Source organism: Caballeronia sp. DA-9, from assembly GCF_051615025.1.
In the GTDB taxonomy this organism is placed as follows: domain Bacteria; phylum Pseudomonadota; class Gammaproteobacteria; order Burkholderiales; family Burkholderiaceae; genus Caballeronia; species Caballeronia sordidicola.
Genome location: NZ_CP195133.1, coordinates 1,142,328 through 1,165,625, shown reverse-complemented (window position 1 = coordinate 1,165,625; position 23,298 = coordinate 1,142,328). Strand labels below are relative to the sequence as shown.

Annotated in this window: 18 protein-coding genes; 10 read left to right on the top strand and 8 right to left on the bottom strand. The window is 62.0% G+C overall.

Going from position 1 to position 23,298, the window contains the following annotated elements; genetic code table 11:
- Window positions 1-43 precede the first annotated feature (43 nt).
- From hemF to ACRWA7_RS21405, 9 genes are all read left to right on the top strand, one after another.
- On the top strand, window positions 44-967 hold the full coding sequence (hemF, locus tag ACRWA7_RS21445) for an oxygen-dependent coproporphyrinogen oxidase (RefSeq protein WP_438395936.1): 924 nt from the start codon (window positions 44-46) through the stop codon (window positions 965-967).
- Between the two features lie 103 nt (window positions 968-1,070).
- Window positions 1,071-1,727 carry a nicotinate-nucleotide adenylyltransferase gene (locus tag ACRWA7_RS21440; protein ID WP_438395935.1) on the top strand — a complete coding sequence of 219 codons (657 nt, stop codon included), beginning with the start codon at window positions 1,071-1,073 and terminating at the stop codon, window positions 1,725-1,727.
- A gap of 4 nt (window positions 1,728-1,731) precedes the next feature.
- Window positions 1,732-2,172, top strand: coding sequence for a ribosome silencing factor (gene rsfS / locus ACRWA7_RS21435; protein ID WP_438395934.1), 441 nt, complete (start codon window positions 1,732-1,734; stop codon window positions 2,170-2,172).
- A gap of 64 nt (window positions 2,173-2,236) precedes the next feature.
- Entirely contained in the window at window positions 2,237-2,707 is a 471-nt protein-coding gene (gene rlmH / locus ACRWA7_RS21430) for a 23S rRNA (pseudouridine(1915)-N(3))-methyltransferase RlmH (RefSeq protein ID WP_438395932.1), read from the top strand.
- Between the two features lie 68 nt (window positions 2,708-2,775).
- Window positions 2,776-3,396 (top strand): Maf family protein, encoded by a 621-nt coding sequence (locus tag ACRWA7_RS21425; RefSeq protein ID WP_438395930.1) that lies wholly within the window; start codon window positions 2,776-2,778, stop codon window positions 3,394-3,396.
- Window positions 3,397-3,403: 7 nt separating this feature from the next.
- Complete coding sequence (gene rng, locus ACRWA7_RS21420) at window positions 3,404-4,873, top strand: ribonuclease G (protein ID WP_060816966.1); 1,470 nt, start codon at window positions 3,404-3,406, stop codon at window positions 4,871-4,873.
- A gap of 460 nt (window positions 4,874-5,333) precedes the next feature.
- Window positions 5,334-8,534 (top strand): multidrug efflux RND transporter permease subunit, encoded by a 3,201-nt coding sequence (locus tag ACRWA7_RS21415; RefSeq protein ID WP_438395928.1) that lies wholly within the window; start codon window positions 5,334-5,336, stop codon window positions 8,532-8,534.
- Window positions 8,535-8,636: 102 nt separating this feature from the next.
- Window positions 8,637-8,936, top strand: a complete 300-nt coding sequence (locus ACRWA7_RS21410; RefSeq protein ID WP_060816987.1) for a hypothetical protein — start codon at window positions 8,637-8,639, stop codon at window positions 8,934-8,936.
- Window positions 8,937-8,967: 31 nt separating this feature from the next.
- Entirely contained in the window at window positions 8,968-9,606 is a 639-nt protein-coding gene (locus ACRWA7_RS21405) for a VC0807 family protein (RefSeq protein WP_438396735.1), read from the top strand.
- A 38-nt stretch (window positions 9,607-9,644) separates the two neighbouring features.
- Here the strand turns inward: ACRWA7_RS21405 and msbA are convergent, their stop codons facing one another.
- The 6 genes from msbA to ACRWA7_RS21375 form a co-directional block, all read right to left on the bottom strand.
- Complete coding sequence (gene msbA / locus ACRWA7_RS21400) at window positions 9,645-11,363, bottom strand: lipid A export permease/ATP-binding protein MsbA (RefSeq protein WP_438396734.1); 1,719 nt, start codon at window positions 11,361-11,363, stop codon at window positions 9,645-9,647.
- Window positions 11,364-11,639: 276 nt separating this feature from the next.
- Window positions 11,640-12,926: an O-antigen ligase family protein gene (locus ACRWA7_RS21395; RefSeq protein WP_438395926.1), complete on the bottom strand. Its 1,287-nt coding sequence runs from the start codon at window positions 12,924-12,926 to the stop codon at window positions 11,640-11,642.
- Window positions 12,923-14,059: a glycosyltransferase family 9 protein gene (locus ACRWA7_RS21390; protein ID WP_438395925.1), complete on the bottom strand. Its 1,137-nt coding sequence runs from the start codon at window positions 14,057-14,059 to the stop codon at window positions 12,923-12,925. The genes ACRWA7_RS21395 and ACRWA7_RS21390 overlap by 4 nt, the downstream gene beginning before the upstream one ends.
- Window positions 14,060-14,169: 110 nt before the next feature.
- Window positions 14,170-15,450: a nucleotide sugar dehydrogenase gene (locus tag ACRWA7_RS21385; RefSeq protein WP_438395923.1), complete on the bottom strand. Its 1,281-nt coding sequence runs from the start codon at window positions 15,448-15,450 to the stop codon at window positions 14,170-14,172.
- 75 nt (window positions 15,451-15,525) lie between these two features.
- On the bottom strand, window positions 15,526-16,344 hold the full coding sequence (locus ACRWA7_RS21380; protein WP_438395922.1) for a polysaccharide deacetylase family protein: 819 nt from the start codon (window positions 16,342-16,344) through the stop codon (window positions 15,526-15,528).
- Window positions 16,341-17,438 (bottom strand): glycosyltransferase, encoded by a 1,098-nt coding sequence (locus tag ACRWA7_RS21375; RefSeq protein WP_060816994.1) that lies wholly within the window; start codon window positions 17,436-17,438, stop codon window positions 16,341-16,343. The genes ACRWA7_RS21380 and ACRWA7_RS21375 overlap by 4 nt, the downstream gene beginning before the upstream one ends.
- A gap of 420 nt (window positions 17,439-17,858) precedes the next feature.
- Between ACRWA7_RS21375 and ACRWA7_RS21370 the strand changes: the two genes are divergently transcribed.
- Window positions 17,859-18,626: a glycosyltransferase family 2 protein gene (locus ACRWA7_RS21370; protein WP_438395920.1), complete on the top strand. Its 768-nt coding sequence runs from the start codon at window positions 17,859-17,861 to the stop codon at window positions 18,624-18,626.
- On the opposite strand, the gene ACRWA7_RS21365 is transcribed toward ACRWA7_RS21370, so the two are convergent.
- Both ACRWA7_RS21365 and dnaE read right to left on the bottom strand, forming a co-directional pair.
- On the bottom strand, window positions 18,595-19,728 hold the full coding sequence (locus tag ACRWA7_RS21365) for a glycosyltransferase family 4 protein (RefSeq protein ID WP_438395919.1): 1,134 nt from the start codon (window positions 19,726-19,728) through the stop codon (window positions 18,595-18,597). The genes ACRWA7_RS21370 and ACRWA7_RS21365 overlap by 32 nt on opposite strands.
- Window positions 19,728-23,294 carry a DNA polymerase III subunit alpha gene (gene dnaE / locus ACRWA7_RS21360; protein ID WP_438396732.1) on the bottom strand — a complete coding sequence of 1,189 codons (3,567 nt, stop codon included), beginning with the start codon at window positions 23,292-23,294 and terminating at the stop codon, window positions 19,728-19,730. Before dnaE ends, ACRWA7_RS21365 begins: the two co-directional genes overlap by 1 nt.
- Window positions 23,295-23,298: the final 4 nt, after the last annotated feature.

Genomic DNA, 23,298 nt, shown 5'->3' with positions numbered 1-23,298 from the left:
CGCCTTCCCGCCCGTCCCGCATACCAGAAAACAAAGCAGCACCATGACCGATTCGACCCACAACGTACACGCTGTGCGCACCTATCTCACCGGTTTGCAAAAGCAGATCGCGGAGACGCTCGGCGCGTTCGATGGCACCGAATTCGCTGTCGATTCCTGGCAGCGTGGGCCGCAAGAGCGGCTGCGAGGCGGCGGAAGCACCCGGATTCTCGAAGGCGGCCAGTTTTTCGAGCGCGGCGGCATTGGTTTTTCAGACGTGGCTGGCGATTCCCTCCCGCCTTCGGCGAGTGCGGCGCGCCCGCAACTGGCCGGTCGCGGCTTCGAGGCAATGGGTGTGTCGCTTGTCATGCACCCGCGCAATCCGCATTGCCCGACCGTGCATATGAACGTGCGCCTCCTGATCGCGACGAAACCCGGCGAAACGCCGTTGTTCTGGTTCGGCGGCGGAATGGATCTGACGCCGTATTACGGCTACGAGGAAGACGCACGCCATTTTCACGGCGTGTGCCGCGATTCGCTCGCTCCGTTCGGCGCAGATCTGTACCCGCGTTTCAAGAAATGGTGCGATGAGTACTTTTATCTCAAGCATCGCAATGAAGCGCGCGGTATCGGCGGGATTTTCTTTGATGATGTCGCCGAACCCGGCTTCGACGAAGCCTTCGCCATGATGCGCGGTGTCGGCGACAGTTTTTTGAGCGCGTATCTGCCAATCATCGAACGTCGGCGCGACACGCCGTATGGCGAAGCAGAGCGGGAATTCCAGACCTACCGGCGCGGCCGCTATGTCGAATTCAACCTGGTATTTGACCGCGGCACGTTGTTCGGACTTCAAAGCGGCGGCCGTACGGAATCCATCCTGATGTCGATGCCACCGGCGGTTACATGGCGCTACAACTGGACACCGGAAGCCGGGACGCCCGAAGCGCGGCTTTATTCGGATTTCCTCACAGCGCGAGAGTGGGTTTAAATAGCCACGGGAATATGAGAAATTCGCGCTACAACCTTTGTGCTCCGTCCCCCAAGAGGACAGTCCACTGAAACCCGATCTTCCTTGTGCTCGACGTGTCGGCTTGCTGGGCGGCACGTTCGACCCGATCCACGACGCTCACCTGGCGCTCGCGCGGCGTTTTGCCGAGCTGCTCGATCTCACTGAACTCGTCCTGCTGCCCGCTGGCCAGCCGTGGCAAAAAAAAGACGTTACGCCAGCGCACCACCGGCTCGCGATGACCCGCGCGGCAGCGGATTCGCTACGTATTGAAGGCATGGAGGTGACCGTCGCGACCGATGAAATCGATCACGATGGCCCGACTTACACCGTGGAAACGCTGGCGCGCTGGCGCGAACGTGAGGGCGAAGATGCCTCGCTGGCGCTCCTGATCGGAGCTGATCAGCTCGTGCATCTGGATTCCTGGCGCGACTGGAAGCGCCTGTTCGACTTTGCGCACGTGTGCGTGGAGACGCGCGCGGGCTTCGATATCTCCACGGTGTCGCCCGCCGTGGCCCGTGAAATTGCGGCTCGCAGCGCCACGGCAGAAGTGCTCCAGTCCACGCCGCACGGCCATCTGCTGATTGATTCGGCGCTGACGCTGGAAGTGTCCGCGACCGAGATTCGCGAGCAGCTTGGCGAGCGCCTCGAAGCGCACGCGGCAGGCAAGATCGCAGCCGACAGTCATGTACCGTCCGCCGTATGGGACTATATTGTTCAACACCACTTGTACCATCGGTAAAAATATGGAAATTCAAAAGCTTCAACGCGCGATCATCGACGGTCTCGAAGACGTCAAGGCGCAGGACATCAAGGTGTTCAACACCACTCACCTGACCGCCCTTTTCGACCGCGTGATCGTGGCGAGCGGGACGTCGAATCGTCAGACCAAGGCGCTTGCGAACAGCGTGCGCGAAAAGGTCAAGGAACTGGGCGGCGACGTCATCAGCACCGAAGGCGAGGAAATCGGCGAATGGGTGCTGGTGGATTGCGGCGACGCCGTTGTCCATATCCTGCAACCGGCATTGCGCCAGTACTACAACCTCGAAGAAGTCTGGGGCGACAAGCCGGTCCGCGTGAAACTGCAAAGTGCCGGCGGATTCGGCGGCGCGCGTGTCACGGCTGACGAGGACGACGAAGACGAGGAACCGGCCGCCAGGCCGGCGCGCAAGACCACGCGCCGCTGAGCCTGGATCGCCGCGAACGCGCCGCCTCGCTTGAAAGCGGGCAGTTCGTACGCGCTACGCTGCCATGAAACTTCATATCCTCGCAGTCGGCCACAAGATGCCCGACTGGATCGCCACCGGCTTCGACGAATACGCGAAACGCATGCCGCCCGAGCTGCGTATCGAATTACGCGAGATCAAGCCAGAACAGCGCTCGTCAGGCCGTAACGCCGAGAGCGTAATGGCGGCGGAGCGCGTGCGCATCGAGGCGGCGTTGCCCAAGAACGCCCGTCTGATCGTGCTCGACGAACGCGGCCGCGACTGGACCACGATGCAACTCGCCGGCGCCCTGCCTGACTGGCAGCAAGATGGCCGGGACGTGGCCTTCGTGATCGGCGGCGCGGACGGTCTGGACCCGCAAGTCAAGGCATGTGCTGAAGTCTTGCTGCGTGTGTCGAGCCTTACGCTGCCGCACGGGATGGTCCGCGTGCTGTTGGCCGAGCAGCTTTATCGCGCGTGGAGCATCACGCAAAATCACCCCTATCATCGCGCGTGAACGGCAACTGGCCCATTGAAGCATCGATGCGCTGAGCCGCTGGCGCGTGCGCTTCGAGGATTGCCTGAATGCCATCGATCACGTATCCGTTTGTTTATCTCGCATCGCAAAGTCCACGGCGGCGCGAGTTGTTGCAGCAACTCGGCGTGAAATACGAACTGCTGCTGCCGCGCCCGGATGAAGACGCCGAAGCACTGGAAGCCGAGCGTCCTGGCGAAGCCGCCGATACCTATGTTCTTCGCGTTTGCGTGGCCAAGGCACATGCCGCGCGTGCTCGCCTTTTGGAAGGTACGCATGTTTCCTCGCCCATTCTCGTCGCCGATACGACCGTCACGCTCGATGGCGACATCATGGGCAAGCCGGACGACGCCGGGCATGCCGTCGCAATGCTCGAACGTCTTTGCGGACGCGATCACGAAGTGCTGACGGCGCTCGCCGTGCTCAACGCCGAAGGCGAGTTGCTCGAGCCAGTCCTGTCGCGTTCGCTCGTGCGTTTTGCGGCCGTCGAGCGTGCTGCACTGCAACGATACGCCGCCACCGGCGAACCCCTCGGAAAGGCCGGTGCATATGGCGTTCAGGGACGCGCGGCGGCGTTTATCGAACGGATTGAAGGGTCCTATTCGGGTATCATGGGCCTGCCTCTTTTCGAAACAGCCGCACTCCTGCGCGTGGCGCGCGTCGACTTCTAAACCGTCCATGAACGAAGAAATCCTGATCAACGTCACACCGCAGGAAACCCGCGTTGCCCTCGTTCAGCAAGGCGCGGTGCAAGAGCTTCACGTCGAGCGCACCCTGTCGCGCGGGCGTGTTGGCAATGTGTATCTCGGCAAGGTCGTGCGCGTGCTGCCGGGCATGCAGTCAGCGTTTATCGATATCGGACTCGAGCGGGCTGCGTTCCTGCATGTGGCCGATATCTGGCATCCGCGCATTGCTGGCGAAACGCATTCGAGCGCGCCGCATATTCCTATCGAAAAGATCGTGTTCGAAGGGCAGGCGCTGATGGTGCAGGTGGTGAAGGATCCTATCGGCACGAAGGGCGCGCGGCTTTCCACGCAGGTAAGCATCGCGGGACGCACGCTGGTTTATCTGCCGCAAGAACCACATATCGGGATTTCGCAGAAGATCGCGAGCGAAGCCGAGCGCGAGGCCATTCGCGCGCGGCTCACGGCGGTTTTGCCGGTGGACGAAAAAGGCGGCTATATAGTGCGCACGATTGCGGAAGATGCAACGAGCGAAGAACTCGCCGCCGATGTCGCGTATCTGCGCAAGACCTGGGCAACGATTGTCGCGCAGGCTCAGCGCGTGGCGCCGACTTCGTTGCTGCATCAGGATCTGAATCTGGCGCAGCGTGTATTGCGCGATTTCGTCAACGATGAAACCTCGCGCATTCAAGTCGATTCGCGCGAGACTTATCAAATGCTTGCGGATTTCGCTGCCGAGTTCACGCCGGCTGTGGCTTCGCGCGTGCATCACTATGCGGGCGAGCGGCCGCTTTACGATCTCTATAACATTGAAGCCGAGATTCAGCGGGCATTGTCACGGCGCGTGGACTTGAAGTCCGGCGGTTATCTGATGATCGATCAGACTGAAGCCATGACGACTATCGATGTGAATACGGGCGGTTATGTGGGCGCCCGAAATTTCGACGACACCATCTTCAAAACCAATCTCGAAGCGGCTCATACGATTGCCCGGCAATTGCGGCTAAGGAATCTGGGCGGGATCATCATTATCGATTTCATCGATATGGAGAACGTCGAGCATCGCGATCAGGTTCTCGGCGAATTGAAAAAGGCGTTGTCGCGGGATCGGACGCGTGTGACGGTCAATGGATTTTCTCAGCTTGGCCTGGTGGAAATGACGCGAAAGCGCACGCGCGAGTCGCTCGCGCATGTGTTGTGCGAGCCATGCCCGACTTGCGACGGAAAGGGTCAGGTTAAAACACCGCGAACGGTATGTTATGACGTGTTGCGCGAAATCATGCGCGAGTCGCGGCAATTCAATCCGCGCGAGTTTCGCGTGGTGGCGTCGCAGCAAGTCATTGATCTGTTTCTGGAGGAAGAGTCACAGCATCTGGCCATGCTGATGGACTTTATCGGCAAGCCGGTTTCGCTGCAGGTGGAGTCGAATCTGAGTCAGGAGCAATACGATATTGTTTTGATGTAGGCGCTGGAAGGAATAAGGCCGGAGCGTTTTTGTCCGGCGCTACTTCGCTTTCAGCTTCGACCCAATAATCAGCAAGTCACTTTATCCCACATCAGGTTTATTAATAGTTCATGCAATAAAAACATATTCAGAATTTGAAGACATTGCAAAACCCGTCGCCCACAACATCAAAAATAAAATATAAAAATCAACGTATGCGCCAATCACGCGCCACATCGGCCAAATCGTCCCCCACTTTAATATCACTGGACACGGTCTTTTTATATTTCTAAGATCGTTTTCATTCAGGCCAGTCGCCTCAGCGTAGACGCTTTTCCAGAAACCCCGCTATGCTTGTTGCTGTAAAGGCGGCGTAAAGGCAACTTAAGCGGCGCGATTTTGACATCCGTGAGTCTTGTATTTCTGCTCTCATGGACTTCCTGCTGCCAACGATCAACCCAGCCATATCACCAGGACCCGCGTGTCGTCTTTTTTCATCGATCGTCCGGTTTTCGCCTGGATCATAGCGCTCGCGATTTTCGTGGCGGGCGCGCTCGTCACGCCATTTCTGCCCGTCGCGCAATATCCGCGGCTGACGCCGCCACGCATCGTGATCTCAGCCATGTATCCGGGCGCGGCGCCGGAGAGCGTCGACAACACCGTGGCAAGCGTGATCGAAGAAAGTCTCGACGGCGCCGAAGGCCTGCAGTACTACGAAACCACCAGCGACAGCCTCGGCGAACTCGAAATAGCCGCCACGTTTTCGGCTGCCACGAATCCGGACATCGCCATGGTCGATGTCCAGAACCGCATGAAGCAGATCGAGTCGCGCCTGCCGCAGCAGGTCGTGCAGCAAGGCATCAGTGTGTTCAAGTCCACGGGCACGTTCCTGATGCTCGTCGCCCTCACCTCCACCGACGGCAAGCGCGATTCCGTCATGCTGAGCGACTACGTCAACCGCTACATGCTGCGCGACCTGAAGCGCGCGCCAGGCGTGGGCGCAGCGGATTTGTGGGACGCGGGCGAGGCGCTGCGCGTCTGGATCGACCCAATGAAACTGCGCGAGTACAACCTCGCCGCCGCCGACGTGACGCAAGCCATCGCGACACAAAATTCAACGGTGACAGCCGGCACGCTCGGCGACGTGCCGTTCGTCGCGGGTCAGCAACTGACGGCGTCGGTGACGGTGCGGGGCCAGTTGATCTCGCCCAACGAGTTCGGCGAGATCGTGTTGAAAGCGCGGCCCGATGGCTCCGCGGTCCGGCTCAAGGATGTCGCTCGCGTGGAAATCGGCCGGGACAGTTACGCGTCGTTTTCGCGGCTCAACGGGAAGCCGTCGGCCACCATCGGCATCAGGCTCTCGCCGCAAGGCAACGCCATCGAAACGTCGGATGCGATCCGCGCCAAGCTTGCGGAATTGTCGCGCAGCTTGCCGCCGGGCGTGGCGGTCGTGATTCCCTTCGATACATCCAGGTTCGTCCACGTCGCGCTGCACGAAGTGGTGTTGACGCTGCTCGAAGCCGTGCTGCTCGTGTTCCTCGTCATGTGGCTGTTCCTGCGCGACCTGCGTTACGCGCTGGTGCCGACCATCGTGATTCCGGTCGCGCTCACCGGCGCGCTGCTCGCGCTCTACGCGCTCGGCATGTCGATCAACGTCTTCACCATGTTCGCGCTGGTGCTCGCGATCGGGATTCTCGTGGATGACGCCATCGTGGTCGTGGAAAACGTCGATCGCGTCATGCGCGAGGAAGGCCTGGCGCCAAAGGCGGCCACGCGCCGCGCGATGCAGCAGATGGGCAGCGCGATCGTCGGCATCACGGCGGTGCTGACAGCCGTCTTCGTGCCAATGGCGTTTTTCCCCGGCAGCGTGGGCGCGATCTATCGGCAATTCACCGTGGCGATGATCGCGTCGATCCTCGTCTCCGCGTTCACCGCCTTGTCGCTCACGCCCGCATTGTGCGCGAACCTGCTGAAAGCGCCGCCGCGCGATGCGCTCAGGCACGGGGTTCATCGACCTCATGGCGGCGCCAGGTCATATGGTTTCTCCGCGATGTTCGACTGGACCTCGCGCAAATACAGCGGCCTCATCACGCGCGTTCTACGGCGCGCGGGTTCCATGTTCGTGGTGTATCTCGTGCTGGCCGGCGCGTGTGCGCTGCTTTATTTGCATATGCCCAACGGCTTTCTGCCGCAGGAAGATCAGGCCCAGCTTCAGGTCATGGTGCAGTTGCCCTCCGGCGCCACGCAGGCCCGCACACTCGCGGCGGTCGAACAGACGGAAGCCATTCTTCGCCGCGAACCGGCGGTATCGAATATCACGAGCGTGGTTGGCTGGAGTTTTCAGGGCAGCGGCCAGAACGTAGCGATGTGTTTTGTCGACCTGAAAGATTGGTCCTCGCGCGATATCGACGCCAGCGCCTTGCGCGACAAGCTCAACCACCCGCTCTCGGCCATCATGGACGCCACGGTGACAGCGCAAATGCTGCCGTCCGTACCTGGCATGGGACATTCGGAAGGCTTCGTGATGCGGCTCGAGGATCGCGGCGGCGTTGGCATCCAGGCATTGACGGCGGCCCGCGAGCAGCTTTTCGAAGCGGCCCGGCACAACCCGGCATTCGCCGATGTCCACTCCGAAGCGCTGCCGGACGCACCGCGCATCGTGCTCGATATCGATCGTGCCAAGGCGTATGCGCTGGGGGTATCGTTCGACAAGATCGGCGATGCACTCGGCAATACCTTCGGATCTACGTACATCGATGATTTCCCGTCAGGCGGCCGGATGCGCCGCGTGATGATCGCCGCCGACGCGCCCTCGCGCATGACCGAAAACAACCTCATGAACCTGTCCGTGCGCAATCTCGCAGGACAGATGGTGCCGTTATCTTCTGTGGCGTCACTTCATTGGACGACCGGTCCTTCAGTGCTCACGCGTTACAACGGTTCCCCTTCGCTCGATGTCAGCGGCCGCCCCGCCAACGGCGTGAGTTCCGGCGCGGCAATGGCCGAGATGGAGCGTCTCGCGCAGATGCTGCCGGTGGGCGTGGGCTTCGACTGGACCGACACGGCGCTGGAGGAAACCCGCGCTGCGCGCCTCACGCCGGTGCTGATCGGCTTGTCGTTGCTGGCGGTTTTCATGGCGCTCGCCGCGCTCTACGAGAGCTGGACCATTCCGCTCGCGGTGCTGACCATCGTGCCACTCGGCATGATCGGCGCAGTGATCGCGATGTACACGCGCGGCATGCCGAACGACGTGTACTTCAAGGTCGGCATGATCACGGTGATCGGGTTATCGGCGAAGAACGCCATCCTGATCGTGCAGTTCGCCCGCGCGCTGCACGCCGAAGGCATGGCGCTGGCCGCCGCCATTGTGGCCGCGGCCAGCGCCCGGTTCCGGCCGATCGTGATGACGTCCGCGGCGTTCCTGCTGGGCGTCACGCCCTTGCTGGTTTCGAGCGGCGCGGGCGCGGAAAGCCGGCGCTCGATTGGCACCGGCGTGTTCGGCGGCGCGATCACCGCGACCGTTCTCGGCCTCGTGTTCACGCCGCTGGCGTTTTTCATCGTGGTGTCGGCGCAAAGGGTCATGCAGCGCAGATTCAAGGCGCTTGCCCGCAGACAAGGATCGGCGAGCGCGGAACTGGACGACCTGCCGCGCGCCGATGTCCAGGGCTCGGGCGAAAGCTGACCGGCGAGGACCGCGCCGCTTTCCCAATCTCCCAGCGCAATCACCTATGATTGCAGCAACGATTGCAACATTGCGTGTCTTCGCGCGATCCGGAGGTTGGGAATGGCCTATCCTGCAGGGACCGTTGCAGCGCTCAGTTCGGCCGCGGCGACGGTGTTTTCCATCGGAATCGTGTTCCTGGGTTATTGGGGCATTCACGAGTCCACGCAGTGGCATTTCGCCGATGTCACCGTTGCCATCCTGGCGCTCGCGGGCTTCATCTGTCTCGGCCTGGTGCCGTGGCTCGCCACGTCTCCCGTCGATCATCCCGATGACGACTCCCTGATCCGCCATGCGCGGCGTGCATTCCTCGGCGGCGTTGGCGCGCTCTGGCTTGCTATCGTCGTGTCCATCTTTACGTGAACGTGCGCCCTTGAAACAGCTTCCCCTCAATATGAAGATTCGTTCCGGCCAGGTCATCGAACTTGTGGTGAACCTGCTGTTGCCGTGGCTCGCTTACCGGCTGGCCTTGCCGTATTGGGGCGAACTTGGGGCGCTGTATGCGTCGGCAGTGCCGCCCATTGTCTGGAGCCTTGCGGAGTTTGCTAGAACCCGCCGTGTCGATGCCTTGAGCGTGCTCGTCCTGCTGGGCATTGCGCTCTCAATTGTGCTGATGGCGCTCGGCGGAAGTCCGCGGCTCTTGCTGATGCGTGAATCGATGGCCTCGGGCGCCATCGGCTTTGTGTTCCTGCTGTCGCTTGTGGCGCGCCGGCCGCTGACGTTCTATCTGGCGCGGGCGACTGTCGCGCGGGAATCGGAGGGTGGCGCAGAACGCTTCGAGGCGCTGTGGGACAGCCGGCCTGCATTGCGCCGGTCCGTGCGCCTGATGACGCTTGCGTGGGGGCTGGGGCTGACCGGCGAAAACTTGCTGCGCGCCTGGCTTGCGTGGCACTGGCCGATTGAACGCTTCCTGCTGGTTTCGCCGTTTATTGGCTACGGGATTTATGGCGGCCTGACCGTGTGGACGCTGATCTATCGCAAGCGGATGAAAGCCCGCGACGCGAGCGCACCGGCCAGCACCGTTCAACCCTGAAAACGCGCCCGAAGTCCGATGAACGTGGGGCGCTTTTATCACGCCGCCTGCTGCTGATACTGAATCCGGTGCAGGTTCGCGTAGAGCCCGTTCAACCGCAGCAATTCGGCGTGACTGCCCTGCTCCGCAATCTTGCCGCCGTCCATCACGAGAATGCGGTCAGCCCGCTCAATAGTCGATAACCGGTGCGCAATCACCAGCGTCGTGCGCCCTTTCATCAGCGTTTCGAGCGCTTCCTGCACATGCCGCTCGGACTCGGAGTCGAGCGCGGACGTGGCTTCGTCGAGGATGAGAATCGGCGCGTCCTTGTAGATGGCGCGCGCAATCGCAAGCCGCTGGCGCTGGCCGCCCGAAAGCCGCATGCCGTTTCCGCCCACGCGGGTTTCCATGCCCTCGGGCATGGCCATGACCACGTCTGCGAGATTCGCCGCGGCGAGCGCCGCCTTCACCCGTTCACGGTCGGGCGTCTGGCCATACGCCACGTTGGCGGCGATCGTATCGTTGAAGAGCACCACGTCCTGGCTCACCATCGCCATCTGGCTGCGCAGGTCGTGGAGGCTGTATTCGGGAAGCGCCACGCCATCCACGAGCACCGCGCCGTCAGCCGGGTCGAAGAAACGCGGCAGCAAGTTGACCAGCGTGGTCTTGCCGCTACCCGATGCGCCCGCCAGCGCCACCATCTCGCCGGGCGCGACCTTGAACGACACGGCGTCGAGCGTGGGCGCCGTGCTCGTTCCATACCTGAACGACACGTCGCGGAACTCCACTTCGCCGCGCGCGCGTTGCAGCGGCCGGCCGCCGCCTTCGGGCTCCACGGGTTCATCGATCAGACCAAAGATCAGTTCGGCCGCCGTCATGCCGCGCTGCAGCGGCTGGTTGATATCGATCAGGTGCTTGAGCGGCGAGATCACGAGCAGCATGGACGTGACGAACGCAACGAAACCGCCGACCGTGGTCTGGTCGTTCGCCGACTGCACGACAGCAATGGTGATCACGATCGCGAGCGCAATAGAAGCGAGGAATTGCGTCAGCGGCTGCGCGAGGCCGCCCGAGACGGTCATGCGCATGGAGTAGCCGCGCAGGCGATTGCTCATGCTGGTGAAGCGGTCGTTTTCGTACTTTTGACCGTTGTGCACCTTCACGACCTTGTAGCCGCCAACCGTCTCTTCCACGATGTACGAAAGTTCGTTCGTGAGCAACTGATGCTCGCGGTTCAGGCGCCGCAGACGCCGGTTGATCTTGCTCACCAGCCAGCCAATGGCCGGCAGGATCACCGCGATGACCAGCGTCAGGCGCCAGTTGAGAATGAACAGGTAGCCCAGCAGGAAAACCACCGTGAGCGAATCGCGCACGAGCGTCACGACAACGCTCTGCAGCACGTTCAGGATCTGGTTCACCTCGAACACGATTGCATTGATGATCGTGCTGGCTGTTTCGCGCTGGAAGAAACCTGCGCTGGTGTTGATCATCCTGTCGAACATCTTGAGGCGCAGTTCGAGCAGGATCTTGTTGGTCACATACGAAAGCAGATAGCCGGACGCGTACTGCATGCCGCCGCGCACAACCGCGAGACCGACCACCGCAGCCGGCACGATCCATTTGGCGCTTGCGCTACCGTTCGCGCCGAAACCGTGGTCGAGCAGCGGTTTGAGCAACATGGGGATACCGGCTTCGCTCGCGGCGACAAAACCCATCGCGATCAGGCCGAGCACGACAATACCGAGGAGCGGCCGGATATATGGCCAGAGCCGGGTCATCACGGCGGCCGGCGAGGTCGTCGTGCCGCCGCCGATCGTTTTGCTCAAGGTTGGCTTTTGACTCAAAGGTGTGTCCTTAGTGGTGCGGAGTTTGGCGCTTGCCGCCACTCGCGTGGCGGGTAAATCCGGGTCAGTGCCGAATCCACGCCTGAGCGGCAAACCGCCATTGTAATGCGGCGGGAGCCGGCGTCTCATTAAGCCTTCCGCGCGGATTTCGTATCGGCAAACGAAAAGATGAAACCCGCCGCCACGCGCCGTGGCAATAGCCCCAAAATCTCACTTCGCCGCTTCGCCCCGCGCCCTCGCGACCACGCCCGCCAGCCTTTCTCCGCGGCCCATCAAAAACCCCGAAAAGCACCAGAATGCAAGCGCCGTGGTCTGCCACATGAAGTCATCGGTGGAATTCTTGGCGATCATCCCGGCCACGAGCGCAATGCCCGCGGCGCTTATCCACGGCGTCGCATGGCGCAACCGCCAGAACCGCCAGATCAGCGCAAGCAACAACGCAATCTCGAGCACCACGCCCACAATGCCCGTCTCCAGCCAGGTATTCAGAAACAGGTTGTGTGCATGCGTGAGGGCCTGTGGCTCACGCTCCAGCAGACTTGGGGGAATCTCAGCCTGAAAGACCCTTCCCGGCAGCGGCTTGCCAAAACCGACACCCGTCCACGTCCGTGCCTCACCTTCCTTGCCGTAAAAAGCCCAGAGCTTGGGACGGGTATCGGAGGACATTGCGTCGCCAATTCCCGCCAGCGCCTCCGGCATGTACACCTTGTCTCCGGCAACCGTGACTTCGCGCGCCGCCGGCGTTGGCATGCTGTGCCCAAGGCGCAGGCGCACGCTCAGTTCGAGCGTTCCCACCGCGGCGACGCAAATCACCAGCACACTGACGGCCGCGAACAGCAAATGCCGCCGATACAACGGGTAAGCCGCGATCACGAGCGTGAGGCCCGCAGCCGGCCAGAAAAAGCGGTTGAGCGTCGCCAGTCCGATAACCAGCGCGAGCACAATGCCGCTCAGCCCGAAAAGCCGCCAGCGGCGCTCCATCATGAGGCCCGTGAAAAGAGGTATCGAGAAGATGGCGAGCGTGCTGGTGTGGCCCACGCGGTTGTAATAGTGCAGGAGCCAGTCGGCGGGGTCCGTGGGCGGCTGCAGACGGCCCCAGTAATACAGGCTGCCAGCGGCAAGCAGCAGGCACGCGACCCAGTTGATCAGCACGATCTGCCGGGGCCGATCCGTGCGCGTGCCGACGAGCCAGAACGCAAGGAACGAGACGAGCGGATACAGCACTTCGTCGAGCCACGCGTGCATGCTGTCGCGCGGAAACGGCGACCACGATACCGATACCAATGCCCACGCCGCCCACGCGGCGATGGGCCACAACAACGGCCAGCGCAGCGGCGAAGGCCGGTCCGGCGAACAGGCGGCGGCGAGCGTGCCGATACCCACAAGCCCCAGCGCCATGTTTTCCAGCGCGGTCATGTGGGCGAACATCGCGACAAACATAATGACGGGACACGCCACCCACAGAACGCGTTCCACCTGCATACACATCTTCGTCATTGCACTCCCGGAAGAACCGCCCGCAAGCTGTTGCAGACGGCCTCAAGCGAAATAAATCCCATGCAGTCGGCATGGTCGCCGCGCCACGCGACACACGTCGATGTATTGCGGTCACAGCGGCGCGCCCACGCGACGTGCCGCCGGAAAATATCGGGCTGATCGCGGCACGGCATGTCCGCGATAGTAACCGGCGTGAACGGCGCATCACGCCAGTAGTTTCCCGCGCCGTGAATCAGCGCGTTGCCCGGCCCGAACAGCGCAATGGTGGGCACGCCGGTCAAACGCCCTAGATGAGCCACGCCGGTATCCGGGCAGACAATCGCCCGCGCGCCGGCAAACAGGTGCCACACCTGACGCAAGTCGATACGGCCCGCAAAGCTCGTAAAGCGGCCCGCGGGATCGATCGCCTCGATCAGTTCCGTTTCACTGGGTCCGCCGCTCCAGACCGGCGTAAGCCCGGACGCTTCCACGAATGCCGCCAGCGCCCGCCAGCGCTCGTCGGGCCACCGCTTGACGCCGGTGCTCGCGCCCGGATGCAGCACCACGTAAGGCTTCCGCAATATCCGGGCATCCGCTTCCGAAAGCGCTGCGGGCGCGGGCGCTGGCCAGTCATCCGTACGATACGGCCGCGGCGGCGGTCCTTCGATCAACTCCGCAGCGAAATCCGCCCACGCGCCGGGAATGGTCGGATAAGGCACGGCGTGGTCGAGCGGCCAGTTTTTCCACGCAGGGACATCGTCTGCATGCCCCGTGATCCATCGGCATCCCGTTGCGAGCGCGAGCCACGCATGCCGATTATCTCCCGCCACAATGCCAAGATCGTACGGTCCCGAACGCAGCACGGCCGCGACCGAGCGCACATCGCGCGGATCGAAAGGAATCACATCGATACCGAACGGCTTGCCGGCATAGAGCGGCACGATCGGTTTCGGACAGGTCAACACGATCTGCGCATGCGGATACCGGGTGCGCAACTTGGCGATGAGCGGCGTGAGCAACAGCGTGTCGCCAAGCAACAGGTGATGCGCGATCAGGACGCGCTTCACCGTCTGCGGCTTCCGGCGCAACGGCTTCAATGTCAGCCGGGGCAATGCGCGGGCCAAGATGCGCATGCGTCCAGAAAGTCGGCTCATCGGACAGCGTTCCTGCTTGAGAATTAGAGTATGTGGGTTGCGCTCGACCACGCGTGCGAAACCGCGTCGTGCTCTGGCAGCCGGGTCAGGCCGGTCAGCTCCGCAGCCATTCACAAACGCCAGGCTACGAGCCCCGCCGCGCGGATCTCCTCCAGCGGCAGGCTCGACTTGACGTCGGCGAATACAGCGCCTGGTTTCGCCAGCGCGATCAACGCGCCCGTATTTTGCAGGAAATCGCGGTGCGGCACTGCGAGAACAACAAGATCGGCGGGATTGAGTGCGTCGAAGTCCGTCAATGTGGCGCCGTATTCGTCGAGCGCTTCCTCCCGGTCCGCGAGTGGATCGTGGAGCTGGACCTCGAGACCATAGTCCTGCAGATGATGGACGATGTCGATCACCTTGGAATTGCGCAGGTCCGGACAATTCTCCTTGAACGTGAGCCCAAGCACGACCGCCTTCGCGCCAAGCGGCGCACGGCCGGTCCGGATCAGCGTCTTCACGGCGCGATCGGCGACGAACCGCCCCATGCCGTCGTTCACACGCCGGCCAGCCAGGATCACCTGTGGCGTGTAGCCGGACACTTGCGCCTTGTGCGTCAGGTAATAAGGGTCCACGCCAATGCAATGGCCGCCGACCAGCCCGGGCGTGAACGGCAGGAAGTTCCACTTGGTGCCGGCGGCGTCGAGGACCTCGCGGGTATCGATATCAAGGTAATCGAAAATGATCGCCGCCTCGTTCATCAGCGCGATATTCAGGTCGCGCTGCGTGTTCTCGATCACCTTCGCGGCCTCGGCCACCTTGATGGAACCGGCGCGGTACACACCGGCCGTCACCACCGAGCCATAAACCTCGGCGACCAGATCGAGCGTTGCGGCGTCCGACCCGGAGACGATCTTCACGATATTGCAGAACGTGTGCTGCCGGTCGCCGGGATTGATGCGCTCCGGGCTGTAGCCCACGGTGAAATCCGTGCCGAAGCTGAGCCCGGATTCGCGCTCGAGGATCGGCACGCAGATTTCCTCTGTGACGCCGGGATAAACCGTCGATTCGTACACCACCACGTCGCCGCGCTTGAGCGCCCGGCCGACCGTTTCGGACGCGCGGATCACTGGCTGCAGGTCCGGCTGCGCGCCGGCACTGATCGGAGTCGGCACGGCGACGATATGAAAATCGGCCTGCTTCAGTGTTTCGATGCTGTCGGTCAGTTCGATCTGCGCCCGCGCCAGTTCTTCACGGCTGACTTCGCCGTTCCGGTCCAGACCCGCCCGGAGATCGGCGAGGCGGTTCGCGCTGACGTCGAAGCCAATCGTGCGGCGCTGCGTACCAAAGGCCAAGGCAACGGGCAGGCCCACATAACCCAGGCCGATAACGGAAACGTTTCGATCATGCATGGCGATAAATTCTCGTAGATGTCGGGACGTGCGTGGACCGTGATGCGCCGCTACCCGGGCTGCTCCGGTCCATCGTCATTTGATTTTCAGGTAGAGACGGCTCACGAGCGGCCGGCTGTGAACCCACATGCGGCTCTTGAGCCACGGCGCGGGTTTGTTGCGTACGTCGAGCCGGAAGATGTTTCCCGGATCGCCATGCTGCGTGTTGGTTCCAGGCTGGACCGTGTACAGATGGCGAAAACCGGCAGCGGCGGCTTCTTCGAGATAGTCGGTATCGAAGTAACCTTGCGGCCAGCAAAGATGATCCGACGCCTCACCGATGTTCTCTTCGAGCGTTGCCCGGGATTTGAGCAGATCGTGGCGAAGGCCCGCGCGTTTGGCGGCCGCGTCCGTGCTCACACGGTCCCAGCGCGTATGCGTGTGCGTATGGCTGTGGAACTCGAAGGTCCCGGCCTCGCGCATGGCGTGAATCTCGGACCAGCGCGCAATTACCTTGTCCGTCTCGCCCGCCTCTATCGCTGCCTTCGACTCCGTATGACCCAGCAATTCCGGCACGTTTAACGATGCGCTCGCCGTGTTCGGACGCACAGGCCCGTCGTTCACCCAGCCTGACACCAGGAAACCGATCGCCGTGAAACCATGCCGCGCGAGCACCGGATGCGCGTGCACCCAGTTGTCGAGATAACCGTCGTCGAAGGTGAGCAACACGGACTTTTCCGGCACCGGCTCGCCCGCGAGATATGCGCTGAAGGCGCGTGCGCCAAGCGTGGTGTAGCCTTCGCGCGCAAGCATCGCCATCTGGTCCGCGAAATTCGCCGGCGACACCGTCACCGCGCCCGCCGCCGGGCTCACATGGTGATACATCAGCACGGGCACGGCGCGCGCCGTCTTCATGCGAGACCCCGCTCGCTCAGGCTGCTGACGTAGAAGGCGGCCATTTCGTTAGCCATCGTATCGACGGAAAAACGCGTTCGCGTGACCATCAGACCGGCGTCGCCCATGCGCCGGCGTTCTTCCGGCGCATCGGCCAGACGCAGCAGCGCGGCGGCGAGTGCGCGGTCGTCGTGCGCCGGAACCAGCAGACCGTTCACACCGTTGTCTATCACCTCGGGCACGCCATCCACCGCCGTGCCGATCACCGGCAGCCCTGCCGCCATGGCTTCGATAAACGACGTGCCGAGCGCCTCCTGATACGTGGGCAGCACGAACAGGTCGAAGCCGGCCAGCACGTTGGGGATATCGCGGCGCAGTCCAAGCATGTGGACATGATCGGCGAGACCGTTCTCGTGCACGCTGGCCTGGATTTCATCGAAGAGCGGGCCGTCGCCGGCAAAGACGAAATGCAGGTTCGGACGCTGTTCGATCAAGGGTTTCGCAATCCGGATCAAATCCGCATGACCCTTCTTGTCGCGCAGGATCGCGACCGTTCCGGCAATCACAGCGTCGTCACCCAGACCCAGTTCCGCACGCAACGTCGATTCGGCACGGCTCACTTGTGGCGGCCTGACAATACCCGTATAGATGGTCACGACATCCTTTTCCGGCACACCTTCCGAGACCAGGTAGCGCCGCACCGACTGGCTCACCGCCACCACCTTGTGCGGCAGCCACGTATAGGTTGCGCGTGACGTGATGGCAAGCGCGAGATGACGCGTGCGCACGATCAGCGGCGTGCCCGCGAGGCGGGCCGCCGCGCCGCCCAGCAGACTGTCGCGGCCGCTATGTGTGTTGAGCACGTCGAAGCTGCGTTCCTTCAAAAGTTGACGAATTCGCGCGACGGCGCTCACGTCGACGCCCGAGCGCATGGGCGTGGTGTGAATGGTGAAACCTTCTGCGCCAAGCCGCTCGCCGAGCCGCGCGCCGGGCACGCAAACGAGTTCCAGCGTATGCCCGCGTTCACGCAGCGCAAGCATTTCCTTGAACGTGCGGTGTTCCTGGCCGCCCCATCCGTTGGACGATTCGCTGTGCAAAATTCTCAGCGGTTTCATTTCGATGATGAACTCCGGGTGATTCCTGACGGGTCCGCGCTGGCAAAGAACCAGCTGCAAGGACCCATTGCAATCTGTGTATTGTGAGCACGATCAGTGCATTCGTGTATATCGATATGATTCAAGCCCGGCATGTCCGCCGCGACATGCGACGCCGAACCTTGCTGCGCCCGTTCTGGCGTGCTGCGCTGCGCGGATACGAGCGCGCGGCTCGAGTCTGGTATAACGATGGCCGGGCGGACAGCCTCACGGTGGCGCGGCGCGCAGTGCCCATGTGCGCTTCATCCCGTCTTGCAAACATGCGCCAGGATGTAGCGGGGTACGCAAAATCGCCGTGACAGCGACTATAAACGCAGCGCTCGCAGCTGGTGCTTTTGGCGTCAAATTATAGCAATTCCACGGAATTTACTTTCACGTCCCATGACCCGCCCAACGCTTGGCATCGCCCTGATCACCTTCAACGCAGCGGCCCGTCTTGCGCAGTGTCTCGAGGCCGTTTCGTTCGCCGATGAAATCGTCGTGGTCGACGGCGGCAGCACCGACGCGACCATCGGGATTGCAGAGGCGCACCGTGCGCGCGTGGTGGAAGCGCGCGACTGGCCCGGCTTCGGCCCGCAGAAAAACCGCGCTCTCGATGCGCTGACAACGGACTGGGTGTTGTCAATCGACGCCGACGAAATCGTGTCGCCGGAACTGGGACTAGCGATCCGCGAGGCGCTCGCCAAACCGCAAGCCGATGTCTACGCGGTCGATCGTTTATCGAACTTTTGCGGCCACTGGATTCATCACAGCGGCTGGTATCCGGACTGGATTCCGCGGCTCTTCAAGCGCGGCGCCGCGCGTTTCTCCGATGACCTGGTGCACGAGCGGCTCGTGCTTTCGCAACCCGGCGCAACGAAAACCGGGCGCTTGCAAGGCAAGCTGATGCATTACTCGTACGAGGACTTCGAGACCGTGCTGCGCAAGCTCGATGCTTATTCCACGGCCGGTGCGCAACAACGTCACGCGGCGGGAAAACGGGGGAGTTTCAGCACGGCGGTGCTGCGCGGCGCATGGGCATTCGTGCGCACTTACTTCCTGCGACGCGGTTTTCTCGATGGCCGCGCAGGTTTCATGATTGCGGTGTTCAATGCGCAGACCGTGTATTACCGCTTTCTCAAGCTGGCGCAGTTGAACCAGCCGCGCTGATTGGATTGTTTGGAATGTTCGAATTCCGGATGCCGGCGGCAAGCTCGAGCAATGCTTCTATATGCGCGTCAATGCTCGTGTTGTAGAGAATGGACTCAGCGCTGAGATTCTCCGGCCTGGCATCGAGCGCACTTTGCACGGCGCGACGCAAATCGTCGGCGTTTCCCGGCTGGAACGTGAATTTTGCACGGTCCGCGATGGCGCTGATGCAACCGATGCTGGCCGGGAAGATCACGGGCGTTCCGCACATCACGGACTCGATGCCCACCAGTCCAAACGGTTCGTACGACGACGCGAGAATCGTGAAGTCGGCCGCCCTATACGCGTCTTCAATGTTCTTCGAATACCCGATGTACCGGAGCCGGTCCGAGCCCCGTGCGGGCGGCCTTCCGGCAACCGCGATCACGACCGGCACGCCGCTGTCCCGCAGCGCCGCTTCAATAAGCGGCAAGCCCTTGCGCTCATGGCTGCTGGATGGAAACAGCAGGACCGTTTCGTGTTCGGCGAAACCGAATTGCTTGCGAAGCTCGGCGCGCCTCGCTGCGGATACCGGCGAGAAGCGCGTGTCGTCAACGGGCGGACAGAGTACGCGAATCTTCGAATCGGGCACGTTGTAGAGCGTGCGCAATTCGTCGCGCATCATCTCCGAGTGCGCGACGATCACCGCAGCCTGCCGATACTGCAATCGCTCGATCTCGATCTGCCGGGTGTCCGACCTGCGCTCACCGCGTCCGGTCGCGGCAAGAAAGCCGATATGCGTACCGCCGCAGATTGCAATCTCTGACGACTCCACGCGATTGCAACCGATCAGCACGTCGACCCGCGCCTTCTTTCGAGCCCGCTTTACCGCCCAGTTGAAGTATGTGTCACGCAGCTTGGACGGCAGAAACGACACGTTGATTTTGTGCGCCGTGACCATTGCGCTCTCAGGCTGCGATGTGTCGATCTTTCGTGCAAAAAACACCGGCTTGCGTTCGCCGGTAAAGCCGGCCGTATTGAGTCCGCGAACGAGGTCCATTGCGTAGCGCTCAAGTCCGCCGCTTTGCTTGAGCGCATTGGCGGAGATGCCGAGCTTTGGCAACGGGCGGATCGCGGCACGCATCAATAGACGATTTCGATGGAGCTGCCTGCGAATTCTCCCCGCAGCGCGCTAATGAGATCGTCGGTTGGCTTCACACGCCATTCGTCGCCAAGCCGCACTTCTCCTTCAGCGTGTTCGCTTCTGTACAGAATGCTCACGTTCAAGCCATTCGGAATCTGCACGGGTGCGCGCTGGCCGCGGCCGCCCTCGCCTTCTCGTGAGCCGCCGCCTCGCGGACCACCACGCGACGTCTGCTGCGCCGCTGCCGGCACCGCCTGCTCAAGCGGCGCGCTGTGCGCTTCCAGTACCTTCTTCAATCGCACTGCGTCGGCGTTGCCGTTCATTTCGACCTTCACGGATTGCGCGTAGCGGCTGCGCGCACGCTCCAGATCCATTGCCGCTTCAACCGTAAAACGAATGCCACCAGTGAACGCGTCGTTGCGCGCCTGGCCCTGCACCACCAGCAACTCGTCTTCCTTGTAGAGCGCCTTGTTCGCCTCGAACTGCTCGTTGAATACGGTGACTTCGCACTGGCCGGTGCCGTCGTCCAGATTGACGATCAGCATCTTGCCGCGCTGGGTCATCTGCGTGCGCATGGTCGTGATCACACCTGCCACCAGTTTGTCGCGCCCTTCTTTCAACTCGCCAATTTTTTGCCGGACGAAGCGGCGCACTTCGGTCTTGTAGGCATCGAACAAATGGCCCGACAAGTAGAAACCCAGCGCGCTCTTCTCTTCCTGCAAGCGCTTCTTGTCCGGCCACATGGGTTCATCGACCAGATCGTGACCTTGCTGTGGTTCGTCGCCCATGTCGAAAAGACCGGACTGCATGGCGTTCGCCGCAGCCTGATCCGCCGCTTCCATGGCGAGCGGCACCGACGCAATCAACTGCGCGCGGTTGTCATGCAGCGAATCGAACGCGCCCGCGCGAATCAGCGCTTCCACCGTGCGCCGGTTCACCATGCGGCGATCCACGCGGGTGCAGAAGTCGAAGATATCCGTGAACGGACCGTCTTCGCGAGCGCGCAGGATTTCCTCGATAGCGCTCTGCCCACTGCCCTTTACCGCGCCGAGGCCGTATCGAATGGTCCTGGAACGCTTGCCGTCGGCTTCGGCCACGGGCTCGAACCGGTAGGCCGACTGGTTGATATCGGGCGGCAACACGGCCATCTTGTTGACGAGGCAATCCTCGAACAGGATCTTGACCTTGTCGGTGTCGTCCATGGCAAGCGACATGTTGGCCGCCATGAATTCGGCCGGATGATGCGCCTTGAGCCACGCCGTGAAGTACGCGAGCAACGCGTAGGCGGCCGCGTGCGACTTGTTGAAACCGTAGCCCGCAAACTTCTCCATCAAGTCGAAGATTTCGTCGGCCTTCCCGGCGGTCAGGCCGTTTTTCGCCGCGCCCTGCCGGAACAGTTCGCGGTGCTCGGCCATTTCCTCGGCCTTTTTCTTGCCCATCGCGCGGCGCAGCAGGTCGGCGCCACCGAGCGAGTATCCGCCGATGATCTGCGCCATCTGCATCACCTGCTCCTGATAGACCATGATCCCGTACGTCTCTTTCAGGACGGATTCCACGCGCGGGTCCGGATACTCCACGATCTCCCGGCCATGCTTACGCGCGCAGAAGCTTGGGATCAGGTCCATTGGACCCGGCCGGTACAAGGCCACCAGCGCAATGATGTCCTCGAACCGGTCAGGCTGCGCGTCCTTCAGCATGCCCTGCATGCCGCGGCTTTCAAGCTGGAACACGGCGACCGTGTTCGCTTTCTTGAGAATCTGGAACGAAGCGGGATCGTCGAGCGGAACCTGCGACAGGTTCCAGTCTTTCTTCGATGGATCCAGACGGCGGATATACCGTTCTGCCCAGTCGAGAATGGTGAGCGTGGTGAGGCCCAAAAAGTCGAACTTCACCAGCCCGACGGCCTCCACGTCGTCCTTGTCGTACTGGCTGACCACGCCGCCGTCTTCGCCCTGCGTGTATAGCGGGCAGAAGTCCGTGAGCTTGCCCGGCGCGATCAGCACGCCGCCCGCGTGCATGCCGACGTTGCGCGTGAGCCCTTCCACGCGTTGAGCAAGTTCGATTAGCTGATGCACCTCGTCTTCGTTGTCGAATCGTTCCTGCAGCGTCGGCTCTTCCTTCAGCGCGTCCGCGATGGTCACGTGCTTGCCCGGCTTGAACGGAATCAGCTTCGCAATGCCGTCGGTGAACATGTAGCCCAGATCGAGCACACGGCCTATGTCCCGAACGGCCGCTTTTGCCGCCATCGTGCCGAACGTCGCAATCTGCGACACGGCGTCCGCGCCGTACTTCTGCTTCACATACTGGATGACGCGGTCGCGCCCTTCCTGGCAAAAGTCGATGTCGAAGTCAGGCATCGACACGCGATCAGGATTCAGGAATCGTTCGAACAGCAGGTTGTACTTGAGCGGATCAAGATCGGTGATGAACAACGCATACGCGACGAGCGACCCCGCGCCCGATCCACGGCCCGGGCCGACCGGCACGCCATTGTTCTTCGCCCACATGATGAAGTCGGCAACGATCAGGAAGTAGCCCGGGAAGCCCATGCCAATAATGGTCTTGCACTCGAACTCAAGGCGCGCGTAATACGTCTCGCGCTGCGCTTCACGAGTGGCTTCGTCCGGGTAAAGCTGGACGAGGCGTTTCTCGAGCCCGTCCTTCGACAAATGCACGAGGTAATCGTCAAGCGACATGCCGTCGGGCGTCGGAAACAGCGGCAGTTTCGGCTTGCCCAACTCGAGCTTCAGATTGCAGCGTTTCGCAATTTCCACCGTATTCGCCAACGCCGACGGAATGTCCGCGAACAACGCGCACATGTCGTCTTGTGTACGAAAATATTGCTCGGTCGTGAATCGCTTTTGACGGCGCGGATTCGCGAGCATGTCCCCTTCGGAAATACACACGCGCGCTTCGTGCGCCGTGAAATCGTCCGGCGTCATGAACTGCATGGGATGCGTGGCGACAACCGGCAAGTTCAACTGCGCGGCGAGCGCGACGGCTTGCTGAATATACGTCTCGCCACCTGGATGTCCGGCCCGCTGCAACTCGATGTAGAACGCATTGGGAAAAAGCGTCGCCCAGCGCTCGGCGTGACGAAGCGCAGCCTGGTCGTTGCCGGCCGCGAATGCCATGCCGATATCGCCGTGCTGTGCGCCCGACAGCGCCAGCAAGCCGTCGGACAATCCGTTTTCGAGCCATTCGTACTCGACTTCCGCGCGCCCCCGATACTGATTCGTGAGCCAGGCTTTCGAAAGCAGTTCGCAAAGGTTGAGATAACCACGCTGGTTCCTGACCAGCAGCAGCAAGCGCGAAGGTTTGTCGCGATCTGCTGGATTGGTGATCCAGACGTCGCAGCCGGCAATGGGTTTTACACCCTTGCCCCGCGCTTCCTTGTAGAACCGGACAAGGCCGAATGCATTGCCGAGATCGGTCAGCGCGAGCGCGCCCTGACCGTCCTGGGCGGCGGCCTTGACCACGTCGTCAAGGCGCACGATGCCGTCGGCAATCGAGAATTCGGAATGAACACGAAGATGGACAAAACGGGGATCTGACATGACCGATATTGTA

What these genes read in the sequence shown, in the direction of transcription:
- rng (WP_060816966.1), top strand. Translation starts at nt 3,404, where the DNA reads ATGAACGAAGAAATCCTGATCAACGTCACACCGCAGGAAACCCGCGTT.
- ACRWA7_RS21405 (WP_438396735.1), top strand. Translation starts at nt 8,968, where the DNA reads ATGAAGATTCGTTCCGGCCAGGTCATCGAACTTGTGGTGAACCTGCTG.
- hemF (WP_438395936.1), top strand. Translation starts at nt 44, where the DNA reads ATGACCGATTCGACCCACAACGTACACGCTGTGCGCACCTATCTCACC.
- ACRWA7_RS21365 (WP_438395919.1), bottom strand. Translation starts at nt 19,728, where the DNA reads ATGCGTGCCGCGATCCGCCCGTTGCCAAAGCTCGGCATCTCCGCCAAT.
- ACRWA7_RS21390 (WP_438395925.1), bottom strand. Translation starts at nt 14,059, where the DNA reads ATGAGCCGACTTTCTGGACGCATGCGCATCTTGGCCCGCGCATTGCCC.
- ACRWA7_RS21410 (WP_060816987.1), top strand. Translation starts at nt 8,637, where the DNA reads ATGGCCTATCCTGCAGGGACCGTTGCAGCGCTCAGTTCGGCCGCGGCG.
- msbA (WP_438396734.1), bottom strand. Translation starts at nt 11,363, where the DNA reads ATGACCCGGCTCTGGCCATATATCCGGCCGCTCCTCGGTATTGTCGTG.
- rlmH (WP_438395932.1), top strand. Translation starts at nt 2,237, where the DNA reads ATGAAACTTCATATCCTCGCAGTCGGCCACAAGATGCCCGACTGGATC.
- ACRWA7_RS21395 (WP_438395926.1), bottom strand. Translation starts at nt 12,926, where the DNA reads ATGACGAAGATGTGTATGCAGGTGGAACGCGTTCTGTGGGTGGCGTGT.
- ACRWA7_RS21425 (WP_438395930.1), top strand. Translation starts at nt 2,776, where the DNA reads ATGCCATCGATCACGTATCCGTTTGTTTATCTCGCATCGCAAAGTCCA.
- rsfS (WP_438395934.1), top strand. Translation starts at nt 1,732, where the DNA reads ATGGAAATTCAAAAGCTTCAACGCGCGATCATCGACGGTCTCGAAGAC.
- ACRWA7_RS21370 (WP_438395920.1), top strand. Translation starts at nt 17,859, where the DNA reads ATGACCCGCCCAACGCTTGGCATCGCCCTGATCACCTTCAACGCAGCG.
- ACRWA7_RS21385 (WP_438395923.1), bottom strand. Translation starts at nt 15,450, where the DNA reads ATGCATGATCGAAACGTTTCCGTTATCGGCCTGGGTTATGTGGGCCTG.
- ACRWA7_RS21380 (WP_438395922.1), bottom strand. Translation starts at nt 16,344, where the DNA reads ATGAAGACGGCGCGCGCCGTGCCCGTGCTGATGTATCACCATGTGAGC.
- ACRWA7_RS21375 (WP_060816994.1), bottom strand. Translation starts at nt 17,438, where the DNA reads ATGAAACCGCTGAGAATTTTGCACAGCGAATCGTCCAACGGATGGGGC.